The 16,824-nt window shown below is 59.0% G+C and carries 17 protein-coding genes; 6 read left to right on the top strand and 11 right to left on the bottom strand.

Translation table 11 applies throughout. The features are described 5' to 3' along the window. Positions 1–147 precede the first annotated feature (147 nt). Positions 148–1,173, top strand: a complete 1,026-nt coding sequence (locus RUA4292_RS19605; protein ID WP_058279122.1) for a porin — start codon at positions 148–150, stop codon at positions 1,171–1,173. A gap of 64 nt (positions 1,174–1,237) precedes the next feature. Here the strand turns inward: RUA4292_RS19605 and RUA4292_RS19600 are convergent, their stop codons facing one another. The 5 genes from RUA4292_RS19600 to RUA4292_RS19580 are packed head-to-tail and all read right to left on the bottom strand — an operon-like array spanning position 1,238 to position 5,444. Then, positions 1,238–1,780, bottom strand: a complete 543-nt coding sequence (locus RUA4292_RS19600; RefSeq protein WP_058279121.1) for a DUF3833 family protein — start codon at positions 1,778–1,780, stop codon at positions 1,238–1,240. Continuing rightward, positions 1,777–2,394 carry a DUF3833 domain-containing protein gene (locus RUA4292_RS19595; protein WP_058279120.1) on the bottom strand — a complete coding sequence of 206 codons (618 nt, stop codon included), beginning with the start codon at positions 2,392–2,394 and terminating at the stop codon, positions 1,777–1,779. The genes RUA4292_RS19600 and RUA4292_RS19595 overlap by 4 nt, the downstream gene beginning before the upstream one ends. Beyond that, positions 2,391–3,614, bottom strand: a complete 1,224-nt coding sequence (locus tag RUA4292_RS19590; RefSeq protein ID WP_058279119.1) for an MFS transporter — start codon at positions 3,612–3,614, stop codon at positions 2,391–2,393. Before RUA4292_RS19590 ends, RUA4292_RS19595 begins: the two co-directional genes overlap by 4 nt. Beyond that, positions 3,614–4,159 carry a hypothetical protein gene (locus RUA4292_RS19585; RefSeq protein WP_058279118.1) on the bottom strand — a complete coding sequence of 182 codons (546 nt, stop codon included), beginning with the start codon at positions 4,157–4,159 and terminating at the stop codon, positions 3,614–3,616. Before RUA4292_RS19585 ends, RUA4292_RS19590 begins: the two co-directional genes overlap by 1 nt. Then, complete coding sequence (locus RUA4292_RS19580) at positions 4,113–5,444, bottom strand: NAD(P)/FAD-dependent oxidoreductase (RefSeq protein WP_058279117.1); 1,332 nt, start codon at positions 5,442–5,444, stop codon at positions 4,113–4,115. The genes RUA4292_RS19585 and RUA4292_RS19580 overlap by 47 nt, the downstream gene beginning before the upstream one ends. Positions 5,445–5,672: 228 nt before the next feature. Here RUA4292_RS19580 and RUA4292_RS19575 point away from each other — a divergent pair, with 228 nt between their 5' ends. Beyond that, positions 5,673–6,398 (top strand): SDR family NAD(P)-dependent oxidoreductase, encoded by a 726-nt coding sequence (locus RUA4292_RS19575; protein WP_058279116.1) that lies wholly within the window; start codon positions 5,673–5,675, stop codon positions 6,396–6,398. Between the two features lie 16 nt (positions 6,399–6,414). Here RUA4292_RS19575 and RUA4292_RS19570 read toward each other — a convergent pair whose 3' ends face one another. Together RUA4292_RS19570 and RUA4292_RS19565 are read right to left on the bottom strand one after the other, a co-directional pair. Further along, entirely contained in the window at positions 6,415–8,067 is a 1,653-nt protein-coding gene (locus RUA4292_RS19570) for a DUF6504 family protein (RefSeq protein WP_058279115.1), read from the bottom strand. 61 nt (positions 8,068–8,128) lie between these two features. After that, on the bottom strand, positions 8,129–8,413 hold the full coding sequence (locus RUA4292_RS19565) for an I78 family peptidase inhibitor (protein WP_058279352.1): 285 nt from the start codon (positions 8,411–8,413) through the stop codon (positions 8,129–8,131). A gap of 130 nt (positions 8,414–8,543) precedes the next feature. Here RUA4292_RS19565 and RUA4292_RS19560 point away from each other — a divergent pair, with 130 nt between their 5' ends. Beyond that, positions 8,544–9,656 carry an S-(hydroxymethyl)glutathione dehydrogenase/class III alcohol dehydrogenase gene (locus RUA4292_RS19560; RefSeq protein ID WP_058272862.1) on the top strand — a complete coding sequence of 371 codons (1,113 nt, stop codon included), beginning with the start codon at positions 8,544–8,546 and terminating at the stop codon, positions 9,654–9,656. A gap of 78 nt (positions 9,657–9,734) precedes the next feature. Here the strand turns inward: RUA4292_RS19560 and RUA4292_RS19555 are convergent, their stop codons facing one another. From RUA4292_RS19555 to RUA4292_RS19545, 3 genes are all read right to left on the bottom strand, one after another. Then, positions 9,735–10,673, bottom strand: a complete 939-nt coding sequence (locus tag RUA4292_RS19555) for a DMT family transporter (protein ID WP_058279114.1) — start codon at positions 10,671–10,673, stop codon at positions 9,735–9,737. Between the two features lie 148 nt (positions 10,674–10,821). After that, complete coding sequence (locus RUA4292_RS19550) at positions 10,822–11,235, bottom strand: group III truncated hemoglobin (RefSeq protein ID WP_058279113.1); 414 nt, start codon at positions 11,233–11,235, stop codon at positions 10,822–10,824. Positions 11,236–11,285: 50 nt separating this feature from the next. Then, complete coding sequence (locus tag RUA4292_RS19545) at positions 11,286–14,204, bottom strand: error-prone DNA polymerase (protein ID WP_058279112.1); 2,919 nt, start codon at positions 14,202–14,204, stop codon at positions 11,286–11,288. A 109-nt stretch (positions 14,205–14,313) separates the two neighbouring features. Between RUA4292_RS19545 and RUA4292_RS19540 the strand changes: the two genes are divergently transcribed. Then, on the top strand, positions 14,314–14,778 hold the full coding sequence (locus RUA4292_RS19540) for a DUF1203 domain-containing protein (RefSeq protein WP_058279351.1): 465 nt from the start codon (positions 14,314–14,316) through the stop codon (positions 14,776–14,778). On the opposite strand, the gene RUA4292_RS19535 is transcribed toward RUA4292_RS19540, so the two are convergent. Beyond that, positions 14,775–15,767 (bottom strand): ABC transporter ATP-binding protein, encoded by a 993-nt coding sequence (locus RUA4292_RS19535; protein ID WP_058279350.1) that lies wholly within the window; start codon positions 15,765–15,767, stop codon positions 14,775–14,777. The two genes, RUA4292_RS19540 and RUA4292_RS19535, sit on opposite strands and share 4 nt — an antisense overlap. 87 nt (positions 15,768–15,854) lie before the next feature. Here RUA4292_RS19535 and RUA4292_RS19530 point away from each other — a divergent pair, with 87 nt between their 5' ends. Both RUA4292_RS19530 and RUA4292_RS19525 read left to right on the top strand, forming a co-directional pair. Next, the gene (locus RUA4292_RS19530; protein ID WP_082637212.1) at positions 15,855–16,031 is read left to right on the top strand and encodes a zinc-finger domain-containing protein; all 177 of its coding nucleotides are present in this window, start codon (positions 15,855–15,857) and stop codon (positions 16,029–16,031) included. A 13-nt stretch (positions 16,032–16,044) separates the two neighbouring features. Next, the gene (locus RUA4292_RS19525) at positions 16,045–16,707 is read left to right on the top strand and encodes a YrbL family protein (RefSeq protein WP_082637200.1); all 663 of its coding nucleotides are present in this window, start codon (positions 16,045–16,047) and stop codon (positions 16,705–16,707) included. Positions 16,708–16,824: the final 117 nt, after the last annotated feature.

Here is a 16,824-nt window from a genome sequence, read left to right as displayed (position 1 = left end):
CGGTATTCTGCATTTGCAAAGATGCAACAAATACCAACCTTGCCCAGAATGAAATGCAGCGAAACCATTGCGCACGCTCGGAATTTGTCCGAGTAGGCCAGCAGTCGCCCTAGCGGCTGCACTCCTCTCAAAACTTGTGGGTTTACCATGAAAAATCTTCTCATTGCATCGACGGCTCTGATTGCAACTGCAAGCGTTGCAGCGGCCGACGTTAAATTCAGCGGCTACGGTCGTTTTGGTATTGGCTACCAAGAAGATCGCACCGGCACTGTTAACAACTTTACCACGGATGCAAACGGCGACATCGTCGCTGATGGCACCGCGAACGTCGACACCGACAACACCATCTTGGTCTCGCGTTTCCGCTTGAACATCGACGGCACCGCAGAAACCGATGGCGGCGTTGAGTTCCAGGCACGTGTGCGTCTGCAGGCTGATGACGATTCCGGCAACGGCGAACAGAACAGCGCGGGCCTGAACGGCGCACGCTTCTCGGTCATCTACGGTGGTCTGCGTGTTGACGCCGGCAACGTTGCAGGTTCCTTTGACAACTTGGCAAACTACTTCGGTAACGAACCGGGCCTGGAAGAGTTTCTGGGTCAGTATTCGGGCGTTGACTACAGCTTCCTAGAGTACACCTCGACCGGTTCGGGCGCGAATGCCGTGTTCTTCCAGTACGCAATTGGCGATTTCGCATTTGGCGCGTCATATGACCAGGCAACTGTTGCTCTGGACGGTGTTCCGCAAGACGCAGACCGTTGGGACATCAGCGCAACCTACACCTTCAACAACATCACTGCCGCTCTGGCTTATGGTCAGACCAAAGCGAACGTGAACAGCAGCAGCGAAAAGCAGTCGCTGACCGTTCTGACCCTGGGCGCAGAATTCGGTGACTTCTCGGGTACCTTGTTTGTTGCGGACGATGACGTTGTTGATGACGCCGAGAACGGCACCGCATACGGTCTGTCGCTAGCATACGACCTCGGCGCTGCAACCACCCTGCAGTTTGCTTACGGTGACGGTTCCGCTGACAACGATACCCGCAATATCGGTATTGGCGCCATCTACGACCTGGGCGGCGGTGCATCGCTGCGTGGTGGTATCGGCGAAATCAAAACGGGTGACGAGGACGGGCGCATCCGCGCTGACTTCGGTGCGCAGTTCAACTTCTAAGTTGAGCTAAACCACAAAGTTTAAGGGCAGGTCTTCGGACCTGCCCTTTTCTTTTGCTGCTAGCTTATTTCTTCTCAAAAAACAGAATGACCTCGCCCAGCCGGACGCCATAACGCGAGACATAGGCTCGGTTCAGCAGACGGTCATCGTCCAGCAGCCACATCCAGTCGTCAAAGTCGACCCGTATGGTGCCTTCTTTGATCGGCAGGTCGATCTTGTATGTCCAGTTGAACGTATCGCCGCGTTCGACACCGCTGGCGGTGCCCAGAACGCCGGGGGCCGTGCCGGTCCAGGTGTCCTCACCCGTCTTGGTCAGCGTCCAGATACGCTGTTCGGTGGCACCATCATCATAGAGGAAATCCTCGACCAGGGTCAGGGTTTCACCATCCCACGTTCCGTCGATATCCACCGTAAATCGGCGCGGTACGTTGCCCAGAACATCCTGAAACTGACCATAGGCGACGGTTTTACCTTCAAAAAATTCTTCAAGGTTCAACTGCCGGTCTGACAGAAAGGTCTTGGGAATGCGCGGTTTGGCCGAACAGGCAGTCAGAACAGCCAGCCCGGCGATCGCCAGGCCCGCAACAAGGACCCGACGCGAGATCATTGCAGCGGCCTTTGTTCTGCGTCCGCATCATAGCCGTTTGAACTGGGGACATGTGCGGATTTAACCTCGGGCGCGGGGCGCATCGTGGCAATCAGCTCTGCGACCTTGATGCCGAACTTGCGCATCTCGGACCGATTCATGATTACACCGTTTTCGGTCAGGTACATCCAGTCGGTGACGTCCAAAGTGTGCCCACCGGCATCCTCGGGAAGAATAATGCGGTAGGTAAGTTTGACAGTTGATCCTGAAATTGTTCCATGACCTTCACCGACGATGTCATCCGCCGTGGCGATGAACGTATTGCCGGTGCCCAGCGTCAGATACCATTTACGTGTCATCTGTTTGCCGTTGGAATAGGTGAAATGCTCGGACAACGTGCCGGTGTTGCCATCCCAGTTCCCAACCATACGGGCGACAAAGCTGTTCGACATCTTGCCGTTCGGACCATAGATCAGCCCTTCGGACAGGATCTCTCCGTTCAGAACCTCTTTCATTTTGAATGCAGGCCCAGTGCCGGTGTAGTCGGCCGGTGTTTGTGACCGGAAGCTCAGGAACCGGTTCTTGGCAATAAACAAAGCGAGAGTGGCGAACAGTAAAACAACAAGCGTTTTCATTTGGCTGAGACCTCCGTGGGCAACGTCAGGACCATGCCAAACGCGCCAAGTTTCAGGATGCAGGGTAGTACCGCATAAGCCAGATTGAGTGTTTCCAGGGCTTGGGCGGAATTCGATTGGCCAGGTGAAAAGCCGCTGCGTTCCAGCAGGGGCAATGTAAAGAAAGCGGCAAGCGCGAGGCCCAGCTTGCCCGCAAAGGACCAGATGCCGAACGCGGCTGAGGCGTTCAGGCCGGCGCGGGTCAAAACGACCGAGAACATGGCGGGCAGGACCACCATATCGGCCCCAAGTGCCGCACCCGAGGCAAGGCAGATCAGAGCAAAGCCCAAAAGCTCACCCGCCGGCAACATCGCAGCACCTATGAAGCTGGCAATAGACAGCGGCATAGCAATGATTAGGGTCTGTTTTGGACCAATGCGATTGCTGAGCTTGGCCCAAAGCGGCACACTGGCGCCGGCGCTGAGGAAAAACAGGATCAACAAGGGACCCGCCTTGGCCGGCAATTGCAGCCTGTCTTCGACGAAGAACAGAAACAGGGTTGAAGTGATGGCTACCGGCAAACTGTTTACCAACGCCAGCGCCAATAGTCGCAATGCCCCAGCCTGACCCAGCCCTGCGAAAGACAGGCCCTCGCCAGTAATCGGCGTGCGCCGCCACATTGGAAATGTCAGCGCGATGGTTACGATCGACAGGACGCCCAGAAACAGCCCAAAGGCGGGGTATCCCTGTGCGTTCGCCCCTAAAGCGACGAACAGTGCAGGCGCGCTCGCGGCAATGACAACCCCCGCCAATTGTCCACCTTCACGGAAGGCTGCCAGTGTCATTAACTCTTTTGCGTCTGGTGTTTTGGCCAGGGTTGCGCTGCGCCCGTAAAGCAGGATGGTCCCGAGGCTGTAGGCCGAGAACAGCAGTATCAGGATCAGGATCAGCGATGTCACGCTTGCGCCCTGTGGCAAGGCAAAGAGCAGCGGAAAGCCAACCGCCAGCCCAACGGCGGCCATGGCTGCGAACAGCAACTGACCCTTCGGCCATCGGTCAATCGCCCAGCCTATCAGCGGGTCTTGCACAAGATCCACAAGCCGGATCAACAGCAGCACCGTTCCAATCACCCCAAGGCTAATCCCAAGGTTAACCGCAGCAAAACGCGGCAGGTGGATGTAGAGGGGAATACCCGCCGCTGCGAGCATCAGCGCATAGAGGCTGACCCGGGGATACAGCATCACTGTCCCCTCAATTGCCGCGTAAAGCTTGCGGATCTGGTATTGTCTCCCAGAAAGATCGACATGAATGTCTTTGTGACGCCTGGCCCGGACAGGGTGCAGGTTTTGCGCCCGTTCCGCCAGAAACCAACCTTGTTCGACCCTTCCGAGATGGCCATATAGCTGTCGCCTTTGCTGACAGCCTGAAAGCACTGCTCAAGCTGGACTTGGGTCAGTCCGCTGTTTCCTTGCCGTGTCATCTCGTCCAGCGTGGATTCGACCAGAGCCTTCTGCTTGAGGTTTTTGCGGTAGGTCAGCTGCAATCCGAAATCATCGCTCCAACTGAACGGGGCACCGCCTGGCGTGAACAGCTTTGCGTCATAGATCGGTAGGCCAAGGTATCGGAACGTGGCGGACCCGCGCAGTTCGGCGTTCGGCAATTCGTTCGACACAGGTGACGCCGCCAGCCCGACCGGGGCCAGCAAGGTCAGCGACAGTAGAGCGACGCACCAGACCGAGCTATTCGGCCGCGACAGGAATGACCGGGTCATTTTCAGCAATGCCATTGGCAGCTCCGATGGTTCGCGAGGTGCCGTTCAACTGCGCGACAACATGCATCGCGCTGGCAATCCCGTCTTCGTGAAAACCATGCCGGTTATATGCACCGGCAAACCACGTTTTGTTCTGTCCCTGCATGCCGCGAATTTGCCCCTGGGCCTTCAGTGCGGCTTGATCAAAAACCGGATGGGCGAATTCGACTTCGTCATAGATTTTGTCTGCGGGAATATCCGCCGCAACATTGAGCGTTACAAACATCGGATCATTGTCCGGAATGTTCTGCAACCGGTTCATCCAGTAGGTAACGCCGACATTTCCGGCCTGCGAACGATAGGTCCAGCTGGACCAGCAGGCCCGTCTTTTGGGCATCTGACCGGGATCGCAATGCAAGACGGCCTTGTTGGGCTGGTATTTGATCGCGCTAAGGGCAGCAATTTCTTCGGGTGTGGCGTTCTCGCCCAGAATGGCCAGCGACTGGTCGGAATGGGTGGCAAGGATGATCTCATCATAAAGGTCAGCCTGGCCTTCGCTATGTACAGTCACGCCCAACTCATCCCTCTGAACATGCTGCACGGGGGAGGCGACGCGGATTTCGCAACCGCGGGCGCGCAATGCAGCCTCGATCCGGCGGACATATTCAATGCTGCCACCTTTGACCGTCCACCACTGATGCTGCTTTGACCGATCACCGGCCAGCAAGGCATGGTTTTGGAAGAACTGCACCAGCGAACGTGCGGGAAAGCGGTCAATGAATTCGACGGGGGTAGACCAGATCGCCCCGCACATGGGCATCAGATAGTTGTGGCGGAACCAGTGGCCCAAACGTAGTTCGTCGATCAGTTCGCCAATCGTAGTGTCATTGTTCTTGGCAGCTTCCGGGGCTTCTTTGCCAAAGCGCAGGATGTCCGAAATCATCTTGTAATAGGCCGGACGCATCAGGTTGCGTTTTTGCGCTGTCAGGGTGCGCAGATTGTTCAATCCGTATTCGAGGCGACCATTGTCGATCGTGGCGCCAAAGCTCATCTCGCTTTTGATCACGGGAACGTTCAATTCATCGAACAGTTTAGTCAGGTTGGTGTAGGTGGAATAGTTGAACACGATAAAACCGGTGTCGACCGGTTGATCACCGTTTTTACCAGCCATGACCGTTCGGGCATGGCCGCCCAGTCTTGGCTCGGCCTCATAGACCGTTACATCATTGTCGTCGGATAGATAGTAAGCTGCGGATAGGCCTGATATTCCTGCACCTACAATTGCGATTTTCTTGCGTGCGCCCCTTGGTTCGTCGAACATGTGATCCCCTTAGTTCGGCAATTTAAAAGGATTACGCATCAGATGCGTGTACGGATCAATCACGTTGGACTTTTTTTGAACGTGCGTTACGTCATGATGTCTTGCTCGGTTTTTTGAGCGTTAACGTGATCCAGCTTTGTTGCCGATCCGTACAATCCTTAAATTGTCTGAAACAACACGAAACCAATGTCCGGGCCATATGTACCCGACAGTCCGGATGGCCCAAGCATGAGCAGTTTTGACGGAAGAACTTATTGGATCGTGGGCGCCAGTGAGGGGCTAGGCCGATCTTTGGCCCAGGCGCTAAGCCGACAGGGGGCAAAACTGATCCTCTCGGCGCGCAATGCGGCGCGCTTGGCCGAGATTTGCAAAACCCTTCCGAACGCGCGGGCGGTGCCGTTTGATGTGACCGATCTGGCGGCTGTGCGCCGGGCCGTTGCAGATGTCGGCGTGGTGGATGGGCTGGTCTACAATGCCGGTGCCTACGAGCCTATGAAATCGGCCGATTGGGATACTGAAGCTGTTCTGTCCATGACAGACGTGAATTACCTTGGCGCGCTGCGTGTGTTGGGTGAGACGGTGCCAGGGTTTTTACGGGCCGGACAGGGCGACATTACCCTGATCGGGTCTTTGTCTGGCTATCGCGGGCTTCCGGCTGCTATCGGATACGCGGCCAGCAAGGCGGCGCTTGTATCATTGGCTGAAACGATGCGATTTGATCTGGCAGGCACGGGGGTAACTGTTCGGATCGTCAATCCAGGCTTCATTAAGACCCGCTTGACCAAAAAGAACACGTTCAAGATGCCGATGCTGATGACACCTGAGGACGCGGCGGACCGGGTGGTCAGGGCGATGTCGCGCCGCCGGTTCCGCACCGATTTCCCGGCACCGTTCTCTTGGGTGATCCGTTTGCTGGATTACCTGCCGGATTGGCTGATTTACCGCGGAAAATAGAGTCTAATCAGGCGTTCTAACCAAACTGCCCCTGACAGAACCAGCCTGCCGACATCGTGCCGCCATGGCCGTAAAACAGCCACAGTCGCTCACCCTGTTCGGTGACCACCACCCAGTAGTCACGCACGCCGCTGCGCCAGTTGGGGTCATCCAGCCACCATTCGGGTGCGATCCGTTCCGGACCGGTGGCCTGTGCCAACTGCCAGTCGCGCCCGCGCCAGCGAAAGGCGGCTGGAACATCCGGGGCTTCAGCGGCCATCACCGGTTCGGGCTGCCACATCTGCAACGGGCGCGGGCGCGACGGGGCAGGCCAGTCACGGGCGGGTTCCGACCACGCCGCCGCCAACGTCTGCGCGGTTTTTTCGGGGATATGTGAGGCCGCCGGGTGCTGCCGGGTGATCACGTCCAACCCGACCCGCGCGCCCAGTTTACCGATCAGATCATCTACGGCTGTATTGCCCTCCAGCCGCGCGCGGGCCACACGGCGGGCCTCGGCGTGACCGGCCACGGTGCGGGCATGGATGGGCTCGGTCTGGATCGCCTCAAGCCGCAGCATGTCGATGCCATAGCCTGCGTCTATTTTGTCGATTTTCATCTCTAACAGAGGGCGAATGCGGTGTTTGTCATAGGTTGGACGGGCCAGACCAACCTCGATGATCTCGGCCGCCTGATCGGCGCGATGCGCCTCGAGCCGCAGGGTGCGGACGCCACGCGCCTTCTCTTCCAGCTTCGTGCACAGCGTGGGCAACACCCGGTCGATGGCGGCCATCACATCCTCGATCAACCCGATCGGGTTGGGCAAGGTCATCCGCACCGCAAAGTGATGGGGCGGACGTGCGGGCGAGACCGGCTCGGGGGCGCTGCCCATCGCTTGGTCCAGTCTCATCACCAGCCCGCGCCCGAACCGTCGGGCGAGAGAAGCCCGGGGTTGACCCAAAAGATCGCCGATCCGGCGCAGGCCCAGCCGGTTCAGTTGTGCTACAACCTGATCTTCCAGCCGCAGCGCCGCAATCGGCAGAGGGCTGAGCGCGCCATAAGATTGTCCTGGTGCTGCGATCCGCGCGCCACCGCCCTGAGCCATCACTTGCGGCGCGGCCCCGCCCTTGGTCCAGTGCCGCCGTTTCCCTGCGCGTGCGCGGGTGGCGCGTGCCTCTTGGCTGATGGCGTCGCCGTTGCGGTCAGATGTGGCCTCTTGCCCCGCATAACGCGCCAGGGCCCAGGCTGCGCCCAACGTGTCGGCGATACCCATCTGAACGCTCAGCCCCATATCGGCGCAATCGGTTTCAATGACGCTCAGCAGCGCCTCCTCCCCGCCGAACAGATGCGTGCAGCCCGACAGGTCGACGATCAGACCATCGGGGATCTCTTCAGCCACCCATGGGCTGAACTTGCCGGCCCAGCGGCGCAGCGCGGTCAGAAACGCGGCCTCGGCGGGGGCGTTGCGGTGTCGTGTGATCAGGGCCGCGCACATGGCATGGGCATCACGCACGGGCTGGGCCACACGCAGACCTGCGGCCTGCGCTTCTGCGTTCAATGAGGTGATCACCTGCATGTTCGACTGTTCCGCAACCACCGCCAAAGGGCCAACATGCAGCCCCCGCGCGGCACGGATCAGCCGTTCAGCCCCCAGACGGGGGAACCACAGTGAGAGTATTCGGCGTTTTGGCATTGGCAGATATCAAAATGTTCCTATTTTGTTCTTACCGTAGAATCATGCCTCGAGTCCACGCTTACCCGCAGGTCAGGCGTTGAATGATTCCGGCTCCGTTCACGAAAACATTCAGCCGGTCGATGCGATAATCCTGTGTGGCAATGTCATCAGGACCCAGAACACGCGACCGTTCGGGCAACTGGGCTTGGATGGTCGAAACCGGTTTGCCGATGGAATCGGCAAAATCGCCGCCCAGGCAAAAGGCCAGATCAACCGGCGCGTCCGTTGAGGCGGGTGTTTCCACAGGTGCAGTCGTTTCAGCACAGCCTGCCAGCAGGACCAGCGCGGGAATAAATCGGTGCATTGGCGTTTCTCCTTCTGACAATGTCGTTACTGCAATATCAAACATTTAGCCAACCTGCCACCAAAGCGCAGTTGAAAACACCCTGCAATTAACGCAGGGTCGGGGCAAATAAGACAGGGAGACAACGATCATGCGCACCCGTGCCGCCGTCGCCATTCAGGCGGGCAAACCTTTGGAAGTGATGGATGTGAACCTCGAAGGCCCCAAGGCGGGGGAGGTTCTTGTCGAGATCAAAGCAACCGGCCTTTGCCACACCGACGAATTCACCCGGTCGGGTGCTGACCCCGAAGGCCTGTTCCCGGCCATTCTGGGTCACGAGGGCGCGGGTGTGGTTGTCGACGTCGGTCCGGGCGTCACCAGCTTGAAACCGGGCGATCACGTGATCCCGCTCTACACCCCTGAATGTCGTGAGTGCGAATACTGTCTGCACCCCAAGACCAACCTGTGTCAGGCGATCCGCGAAACCCAAGGCCGGGGCCTGATGCCCGACGGAACCTCGCGGTTTACGACTTTGGATGGTGACCCGATCCTGCACTACATGGGCTGCTCGACCTTTGCCAACCACACGGTTCTGCCCGAGATCGCGCTGGCCAAAGTGCGTGAGGACGCGCCTTTCGACAAGATTTGCTACATCGGCTGCGGTGTGACCACCGGTATCGGTGCCGTCATCAACACTGCCAAAGTTGAGATCGGCAGCCGGGCTATCGTGTTTGGTCTGGGTGGCATCGGCCTGAACGTCATTCAGGGCCTGCGTCTGGCCGGAGCAGATCAGATCGTCGGCGTCGACCTGAACCCGTCAAAGGTCGAGATGGCGACCAGGTTCGGCATGACCGACTTCGTCAACCCATCCGAGGTTGAAGGCGATCTGGTGCCTTATCTGGTCAACCTGACCAAAGGCGGCGCGGATTACACATTTGACGCCACCGGCAATGTCGGCGTGATGCGCACGGCTTTGGAAGCGGCGCACAAAGGCTGGGGTGAATCGATCATCATCGGCGTGGCACCTGCGGGGGCCGAAATCTCGACCCGCCCATTCCAGCTGGTCACCGGCCGCTCGTGGCGCGGCACCGCCTTTGGCGGCGCGCGGGGACGAACCGATGTGCCCAAGATCGTCGACTGGTACATGGACGGCAAGATCGAGATCGACCCGATGATCACCCACACCATGGGTCTGGATGATATCAATCACGGCTTTGACCTGATGCATAAAGGCGAAAGCATTCGGTCGGTCGTCGTTTACTAAGGCTCTAATACAAGACAATCCGCGTAATGCGGTTGAAAGCGGCGCGCGGAATAGTGCGCCGTTTTTATAGTTTGACGTTTACTCCCCGGGCCGTGACGCCCCGGTATCCGACCGAGGTGACCGCACCCGCAGAACGGGCGTGTTGGCTGAGGTCGTGTTGGTTCTGCTTTCGCGCCACACCACGTAGACGCCGGATGCGATAATGACGCTTGCACCGACTGCTACCCAGACGTCTGGGCGTTCACCAAAGAAAGCCATGCCGAATATCGTGGCCCAGATGATCTGGCTATACTGGCTTGGGGCAATAACCCCGGCGGGTGCCGCGCGATAGGCTAGAATGATCAGATGCTGGGCGATGACAGAAAACACGCCCACCAGCGCCATCATCGCTAGATGCAGCAGGGACGGGGGTTGGTACACGGCTGGTTGGGCCAGGCTCATTACCGCGATGGCCAGCAGCATGGGGTACAGGATCAGCACGGCCGAACGTTCCTCATTCCCGATCTTGCGCACCAACACGGATGCAAAGGCGCTGCAAAAGGCGGCTGTCAGGGCGGCCAGATGGCCCAGCGTGATATCCGTTGCGCCCGGACGCAGGACAATCAGAACGCCGATCAAGCCCACGCCCACGGCGGCCCAGCGCTGGGCGCGGACCACCTCGCCGAGAATGGGTATCGACAGGACCGTTACGATCAGCGGGAAGGAGAACAGCAGCGAATAGACCTCGGCCAGCGGCAATACGGAAAAGGAGTAAAACGCGCAGGACATCGCAGTGACCATCAGGGCAGATCGCAGCAAAACTAGCCATGGGTGATGGGGCAGGAAGTTCCCGGTTGTCCGGTCGGTCAGAATCGTGACAGCCATCGGCACAAAGGAAAACAGCGTGGCAAAAAAGATGATCTGCATCACCGAGTAGACGCCGCCAAGCGCCTTGATCAGCGCGTCATGGCTGGCAAAGACCGCAAAGCCCAAAAACGCATAGCCAAGTCCCCGAAGGGTGGAGTTCTGAGTGCTCATCGTTGTGGCCTCGGGTGATGTTTCGGTGTTGTGACTGTGCCATCACACCGCGTATGTTGCGGGTGGCTTGCCTTTGAGTAAACCCATTTTGGCTGCGCGCATAGTCCTTAATTTACCGCTAACATTGCATGGCCGCTATGACGCGGGATCACCGCAGGATCGGGGGTGCGTCTTTGGGTTGACGCGCGGATTGAACACCGGCCTTCATTCCCACACCAATGCGGCGCGCCAGCGCGACCCACGGTACCGCGGTTTCAGGGGGCAGCGTCTGCGTCGCGACCTCTTCAAACAGATCCAGCCAATGGGCGAAGAACTCGGGCTTTACGTCGGGACGTTCGATATGAACCTGCTGCGGATTGCCGTCATAGCTGCGCTCGAACAAAATCGCGTTGCGCCAGAAGGCGGCGATCTTTTCCTCATGGGCGGGCCAGTCGTGGACATGTTTGTTGAAGACCGGTCCCATTACTGTGTCCTCGCGCACGCGGGCATAAAAGGCGCGGACCTGCGAGTTGATCTGATCTGGCGTCGCGGGAAAGCGTGGGGGCAGGGTGGGTCTGGTCATTGGGGTGGTCCGATTTCGACTCTGTTCAGGGGCAATACCCCGTTCTGCGGTCATGCGACAGGCGTGGTTTTGTCGCGCGGGTCCGGTGTCAGAATATGCCGCAGCAGGGCCACCGGATGCGCCCGTAGGCTGAGGCGGGTGGCGACGTAGTCCTCGACCACCTGCTCGCCCAAGGTCATTTTCGGCAGGTAGGCCTCGGGTTCATCCAGCTCCTCCCCTTCCAGATCTTGCGAGAACAGCGGCAGGGGTTTGGCTGTGGCGATCGCTTTGGCCTGCCACAATGCCTCGCGCCGTGTCAGGTCGCAGGCGGCGAAGGCATCCGCCTCGGCCAGCCGTTCGATCACCGATGGTCCCAAACCGGCACGGCGCCAAACATCGTCGACCTGATGGTAGCCATTGCCGCGCGCGGCTGTCAGCCAGCTGGCATCTTCCTCGCTGAGGCCCTTGATCTGGCGGAAGCCCAGCCGCAGCGCCAGCCCGCCCTGACCGTCAGGTTCCATCACATTGTCCCAAAAGCTGGCATTGATGCAGACCGGGCGCACTTGAACCTCATGCTCGCGCGCATCGCGGACGATCTGGGCGGGGGCATAGAACCCCATTGGCTGCGAATTCAGCAGGGCGCAGGCAAATATCCCCGGATGATGGCATTTGATCCAGGCCGAGGCATAGACCAGCAGCGCAAAGCTGGCCGCGTGGCTTTCTGGGAAACCGTAAGAGCCGAAGCCTTCGATCTGGGAAAAACAGCGTTCGGCGAAGTTCTGCTCATACCCGTTGCGTTTCATCCCGCGCAGGAATAGCGCGCGGAATTCGCTGACATTGCCGTGCTTCTTGAAGGTTGCCAGAGACCGGCGTAGCCGGTCGGCCTGTTCCGGGGTAAAGCCTGCGCCGACAATGGCGATCTGCATGGCCTGTTCCTGAAACAGCGGCACGCCCAGCGTTTTGCCCAGCACCTCGCCCAACTCGTCCGAGGGGAAGCTGACCTCCTCCTCTCCGTTCCGGCGGCGGATATAAGGGTGGACCATGTCACCCTGAATGGGGCCGGGGCGGATGATGGCGACCTCGATCACCAGATCATAGAAATTACGCGGCCGCATCCGGGGAAGGAAGTTCATCTGTGCCCGCGATTCCACCTGAAACACGCCAATCGAGTCCGCCTTGCACAGCATGTCGTAGACGACAGGGTCCTCGGGCGGCAGGGTGGCGAGTGTATAGCTGGTCTGATGGTGCTGACCGATCAGGTCAAAGGCCTTGCGAATGCAGGTCAGCATCCCGAGGCTGAGGACATCGACCTTGAGGATGCCCAGCGTGTCGATATCGTCCTTGTCCCAGCAGATGACCGTGCGGTCCTCCATCGTGGCGTTCTCGATAGGAACAAGCTCGTCCAGACGCCCCTCGGTGATGATGAAGCCGCCGACATGCTGAGACAGGTGACGGGGGAAACCGTCGATCTCATATACCAGCATTAGAGTCTGTTTTAGACGGCGATCTTCGGGGTCGAGGCCAATCTCGCGCATCCGTTCCGCCTCAAGCCCCGCAGCGGAGAAGAAGCCCCAAAGCTGAGATGAGAGCGCTGAGATCGTATCTTCGGTTAGTCCCATCGCGCGGCCAACCTCGCGGATGGCGCGTTTGCCGCGATAATGCACGACCGTGGCACAGAGGCCGGCGCGATGGCGGCCATAGCGGTCATAGATGTGCTGGATCACCTCTTCGCGGCGCTCATGTTCGAAATCGACGTCGATATCGGGCGGCTCATCCCGTGCCTCGGAGACAAAGCGTTCGAAGACCATCGTGCCCATCTCGGGGCTGACTTCGGTGATGCCGAGGCAGAAGCAGACCACCGAATTGGCCGCCGAGCCGCGTCCCTGGCAGAGGATGTCGCGCGAGCGGGCGAAATGAACGATATCGCGGACTGTCAGAAAGTAGGGTTCGTATTTCAGCTTGCCGATCAGGGCGAGCTCATGCGCCAGCATCTTTTTCGCCTTCTCGGATGCGCCTGCCGGATAGCGCCATTGCAACCCTTCATGCGCCAGACGATGCAGGCGTTGGGTCGGGGTTTCCTGCTCGCTGCCCTCGCTGGGGTACTCATAACGCAGCTCGTCCAGCGAGAATGTGAGCTGTTCGCTGAGTTCATGCGCGCGGGCGACGGCCCCCTCATAACCTTTGAAAATGCGCAGCATTTCGGACTCGGATCGCAGACGTTGTTCGCCATTTGCAAGTGCGTCTCGGCCCAGCTCATCGACCTTGCGGCGCAGGCGGATAGCGGTCAGCACATCCCCCAGCTTGCGGCGGCCCCCGTGATGCATCATCGGCGTGGCACTGGCGAGGGTGGGGATATCGAGTTGTTTTGATTCAGTCTCTAATATAGAGAAAAACGCGCTATCTGCGCCATCATACCGGGGGTGCATCAACAGATGCATCCGCCCGACAAAGCGGCGCGTCAGCTGTTGCGCTTGTGTCCGCCAGCCGTCCGCGCCGCCCGGAGACCGGGCCGTTTGTGGCCACAGCAGCAAGTGGAGGCCGTCGGAAAACTCCAGCAGGTCGGACAAGTGCAGGATGCAGTCGCCTTTTTCGGCGCGCAGGCGGCCTTTGGACAGGATACGGCATAGGTTGGCCCAGCCCTGCCGGTTCAGGGGCAGGGCGGTAACCGTGGGTGCGTCGGTAAAGATCAGTCGTGCCGCCGGTATCAGGCGGGGCACCGCGTGGATCGGGTACGAGGACGGTTTGGGGATGTGATCGGGGCAAGGCGGGCCTATGGAGGTGTTCTGCGCCTCCCACTCCAGCCGTTCGCGCACCTTGCGGGTAATCTCGCGCGCCTGCGTATGGGCGCGGACGATCCCGGCGACCGAGTTGTCATCAGCGATGGCGATGGCGGGCAGGCCCAGGGTGACGGCACGCTCCATATACTCCTCGGGGTGGGACGCCCCGGTGAGGAAGGTGAAATTCGACGTGATCGACAGCTCGGCATACATGACGATTCCATATTATATTCACGTTTTGTTCTTTTTCGAGTCCTTTGCGCAGGAAACGGGTCGATTGGGTTTGGTCCGATGGGCAATGTCGGGAAAAAGGAGACCTGAAATGTTCAAAATCACCGCATTGCCCACCGACGACGTACGCGCCCTTCAGGCAGGACACCCGGATGCTTATGGCGCAACGCCAGAACGGGCCGTTTCCACGGGTGCCGGTAACCCGTGTCGCCATTGTTTGCAAAATATTCCCGAGGGCGAAGAAATGCTGGTCTTGGCCCACAGGCCCTTTTTAGAGACACATCCATATGCGGAAACCGGGCCAATCTTTCTGTGTGCTGCACCCTGTGAGCGATACGAGGGGCAAGACCTGCCCGAGATTCTGACCTCGTCGCCCGACTACCTTATTAAGGGCTATGGCACAGATGACCGCATCGTCTATGGCACCGGGGCGATCACGCCCACGGATCAGATCGGTGCAAAAGTCAGAGATATCTTTGCCCGGCCAGATGTGGCCTATATCCATGTACGATCCGCGCGAAACAACTGCTATCAGGCCCGAATCGACCGAGACTAAAGCTTAACCCTATGCATCCCACGGCGCGGCTGATCCGGATCAACCGCCGGGGTGTCCTCGGAGCGGCTGGACGTCAAGGCGAGGAACACATCCTCTAGATCAGCCTCTTCAGTGCGGACGTCGCGAATGCGGATATTGGCTGCGCGGACAGCTTCAAGAACCTGCTCGGCGTTGGTTTGGGCGCTGCGATATTGCAGAACAAGGTTACCATCGTCGCGCAAGGCGGCTTCGACCCCTTCGGTTGCGGGCAGATCGACAACTGGGTTGTCGGGCACGATCACCATGGTTCGGCTGTCCATTCGGCCCAGCAGGTTGGCGGTGCTATCCTGAGCGATTTTTTCACCGTGGTTGATGATGGCAATCTCGTCACACATTTCCTGGGCTTCTTCCAGGTAATGCGTGGTCAGGATGATGGTCATACCCTGTTCGTTCAGCTTGCGCACATTAGCCCACAGCATTTGGCGCAGTTCGATATCCACGCCTGCCGTCGGTTCATCCAGCACCAGGATCTTGGGGTGATGCACCAGCGCCTTTGCCAGCAGCAACCGCCGCCGCATGCCACCCGACAGGGTGCGGGCATAGGCTTCGGCCTTGTCGCTGAGGCCGACCAGTTCAAGGATCTCATCGCTACGGCGCTCGGACTTGGGTACGCCGTACAAACCGGCCTGCACCTCCAACGCGCCGCGGGGGGTAAAAAACGGGTCAAGGTTCAGCTCTTGCGGCATCACGCCAATCGCGGCGCGGGACTGGCGTGGGTTGCGGTCCTGATCGTACCCCCAGATCGACACTGAACCGGCCGATTTCACCACCAGACCAGCCAGAATGTTGATCAAGGTCGATTTACCGGCCCCGTTCGGGCCCAGCAGGCCAAACACCGACCCCCGTGGAATTCTCAGGTCAATGCCCTTCAGTGCCTGTTTCTCGGGCTGGCCCTTGCCGCCACGATAGGTCTTGCGCAGTCCATCGATCCTGATTGCCGCATCGGTCATGAGACCCTTGCCCCCGGTTTGCTCATCGCTCATAAACGCACCTAATGCATGCCCGCGAGGCCGACAACCAATGAAGGATCGCCAGCCGTGACACTTGATGCACCGGAAACCAAGATCGTCGAAACCGCACGTGTTGCCTGTGACGGCGGCGAAGGCGCATTGGGCCATCCGCGCGTTTGGTTGCAGATTCCCGAAGATACCGGCTGGGTCGAATGCCCATATTGCGATTGCAAATACGTACTGTCGGAGCACGACGCGCAATAAATTCGGAGGCCGGATGCTTTTTGCAGTGCAGCTTTTGCGGGTGTCCGATCAGGACCCGATTGCCAGCGGCGGACATCGAGACGTGTATGCCTGTCCGGGGCAATCCCACTTATTGGTAAAGGTGACGCGCCCGCGCAAACGGCCCAACCGATCCTTTGCAAAACGGTTGATCCGGCGGCTTCTGCCCGATTCTGTTTTTCGCAATGCGCTGAAGGAAATCGAGGGTGAGATGAAGGCGGCGCTGAAAAGCGGGACCGACATCGAGCAACTGCCTTTGGCGCGATGTTTTGGCATAGCGCAAACCGACATTGGCCCGGCGATCATTGTGGAACGAATTGAATCCGGTGACGGACAGCTCGCGCGTCCCCTTGCGAAGCTGTGCGAGGATGGAGCGCTGAGCAATGATGTTCTGAATGAACTGAACAGCTTTGCCAAAAAACTGTTTCAGCTTCAGATTGTTGCCCGCGATATTCACGAGACCAACATTGTCTACGGGCTGCGCAACGAAACCCGAATGTTTCTGCTGATCGACGGGTATGGAGAACGTAATCTTGTTCCCTTGCGCACATTGAGCCGCAGGTTGAACGACCGGTCGCTGCACAAGCAGATGAAGGGCATTGCCGAGCGTGTGGGGCTGATCTGGGACAGAACCGGGCAGGAATTCCGGGTCGCGTGATTGACGGCCTGCGTTAACGTTCCGGCACAGTTTTCCGGCCTCTTGTGTGGATTGACTACCTTCTTTACTGGCCACCCACGCGGGCCTGTGGCAGAACCGTTTCCAACCAGAACGGAG

The organism is Ruegeria atlantica, assembly GCF_001458195.1.
Lineage (GTDB): Bacteria > Pseudomonadota > Alphaproteobacteria > Rhodobacterales > Rhodobacteraceae > Ruegeria > Ruegeria atlantica.
The sequence above is the reverse complement of the archived record's forward strand: the minus strand, read 5'-3'. Positions and strand labels throughout refer to the sequence as shown.

Excerpts from the sequence above, each read along its gene's own strand:
- RUA4292_RS19600 (WP_058279121.1), bottom strand. The coding sequence starts at position 1,780 with ATGATCTCGCGTCGGGTCCTTGTTGCGGGCCTGGCGATCGCCGGGCTG.
- RUA4292_RS19570 (WP_058279115.1), bottom strand. The coding sequence starts at position 8,067 with ATGCCAAAACGCCGAATACTCTCACTGTGGTTCCCCCGTCTGGGGGCT.
- RUA4292_RS19555 (WP_058279114.1), bottom strand. The coding sequence starts at position 10,673 with ATGAGCACTCAGAACTCCACCCTTCGGGGACTTGGCTATGCGTTTTTG.
- RUA4292_RS19525 (WP_082637200.1), top strand. The coding sequence starts at position 16,045 with ATGCTTTTTGCAGTGCAGCTTTTGCGGGTGTCCGATCAGGACCCGATT.
- RUA4292_RS19585 (WP_058279118.1), bottom strand. The coding sequence starts at position 4,159 with ATGGCATTGCTGAAAATGACCCGGTCATTCCTGTCGCGGCCGAATAGC.
- RUA4292_RS19590 (WP_058279119.1), bottom strand. The coding sequence starts at position 3,614 with ATGCTGTATCCCCGGGTCAGCCTCTATGCGCTGATGCTCGCAGCGGCG.
- RUA4292_RS19540 (WP_058279351.1), top strand. The coding sequence starts at position 14,314 with ATGTTCAAAATCACCGCATTGCCCACCGACGACGTACGCGCCCTTCAG.
- RUA4292_RS19605 (WP_058279122.1), top strand. The coding sequence starts at position 148 with ATGAAAAATCTTCTCATTGCATCGACGGCTCTGATTGCAACTGCAAGC.
- RUA4292_RS19580 (WP_058279117.1), bottom strand. The coding sequence starts at position 5,444 with ATGTTCGACGAACCAAGGGGCGCACGCAAGAAAATCGCAATTGTAGGT.
- RUA4292_RS19535 (WP_058279350.1), bottom strand. The coding sequence starts at position 15,767 with ATGACCGATGCGGCAATCAGGATCGATGGACTGCGCAAGACCTATCGT.
- RUA4292_RS19595 (WP_058279120.1), bottom strand. The coding sequence starts at position 2,394 with ATGAAAACGCTTGTTGTTTTACTGTTCGCCACTCTCGCTTTGTTTATT.
- RUA4292_RS19550 (WP_058279113.1), bottom strand. The coding sequence starts at position 11,235 with ATGACCAGACCCACCCTGCCCCCACGCTTTCCCGCGACGCCAGATCAG.
- RUA4292_RS19575 (WP_058279116.1), top strand. The coding sequence starts at position 5,673 with ATGAGCAGTTTTGACGGAAGAACTTATTGGATCGTGGGCGCCAGTGAG.
- RUA4292_RS19565 (WP_058279352.1), bottom strand. The coding sequence starts at position 8,413 with ATGCACCGATTTATTCCCGCGCTGGTCCTGCTGGCAGGCTGTGCTGAA.
- RUA4292_RS19560 (WP_058272862.1), top strand. The coding sequence starts at position 8,544 with ATGCGCACCCGTGCCGCCGTCGCCATTCAGGCGGGCAAACCTTTGGAA.
- RUA4292_RS19545 (WP_058279112.1), bottom strand. The coding sequence starts at position 14,204 with ATGTATGCCGAGCTGTCGATCACGTCGAATTTCACCTTCCTCACCGGG.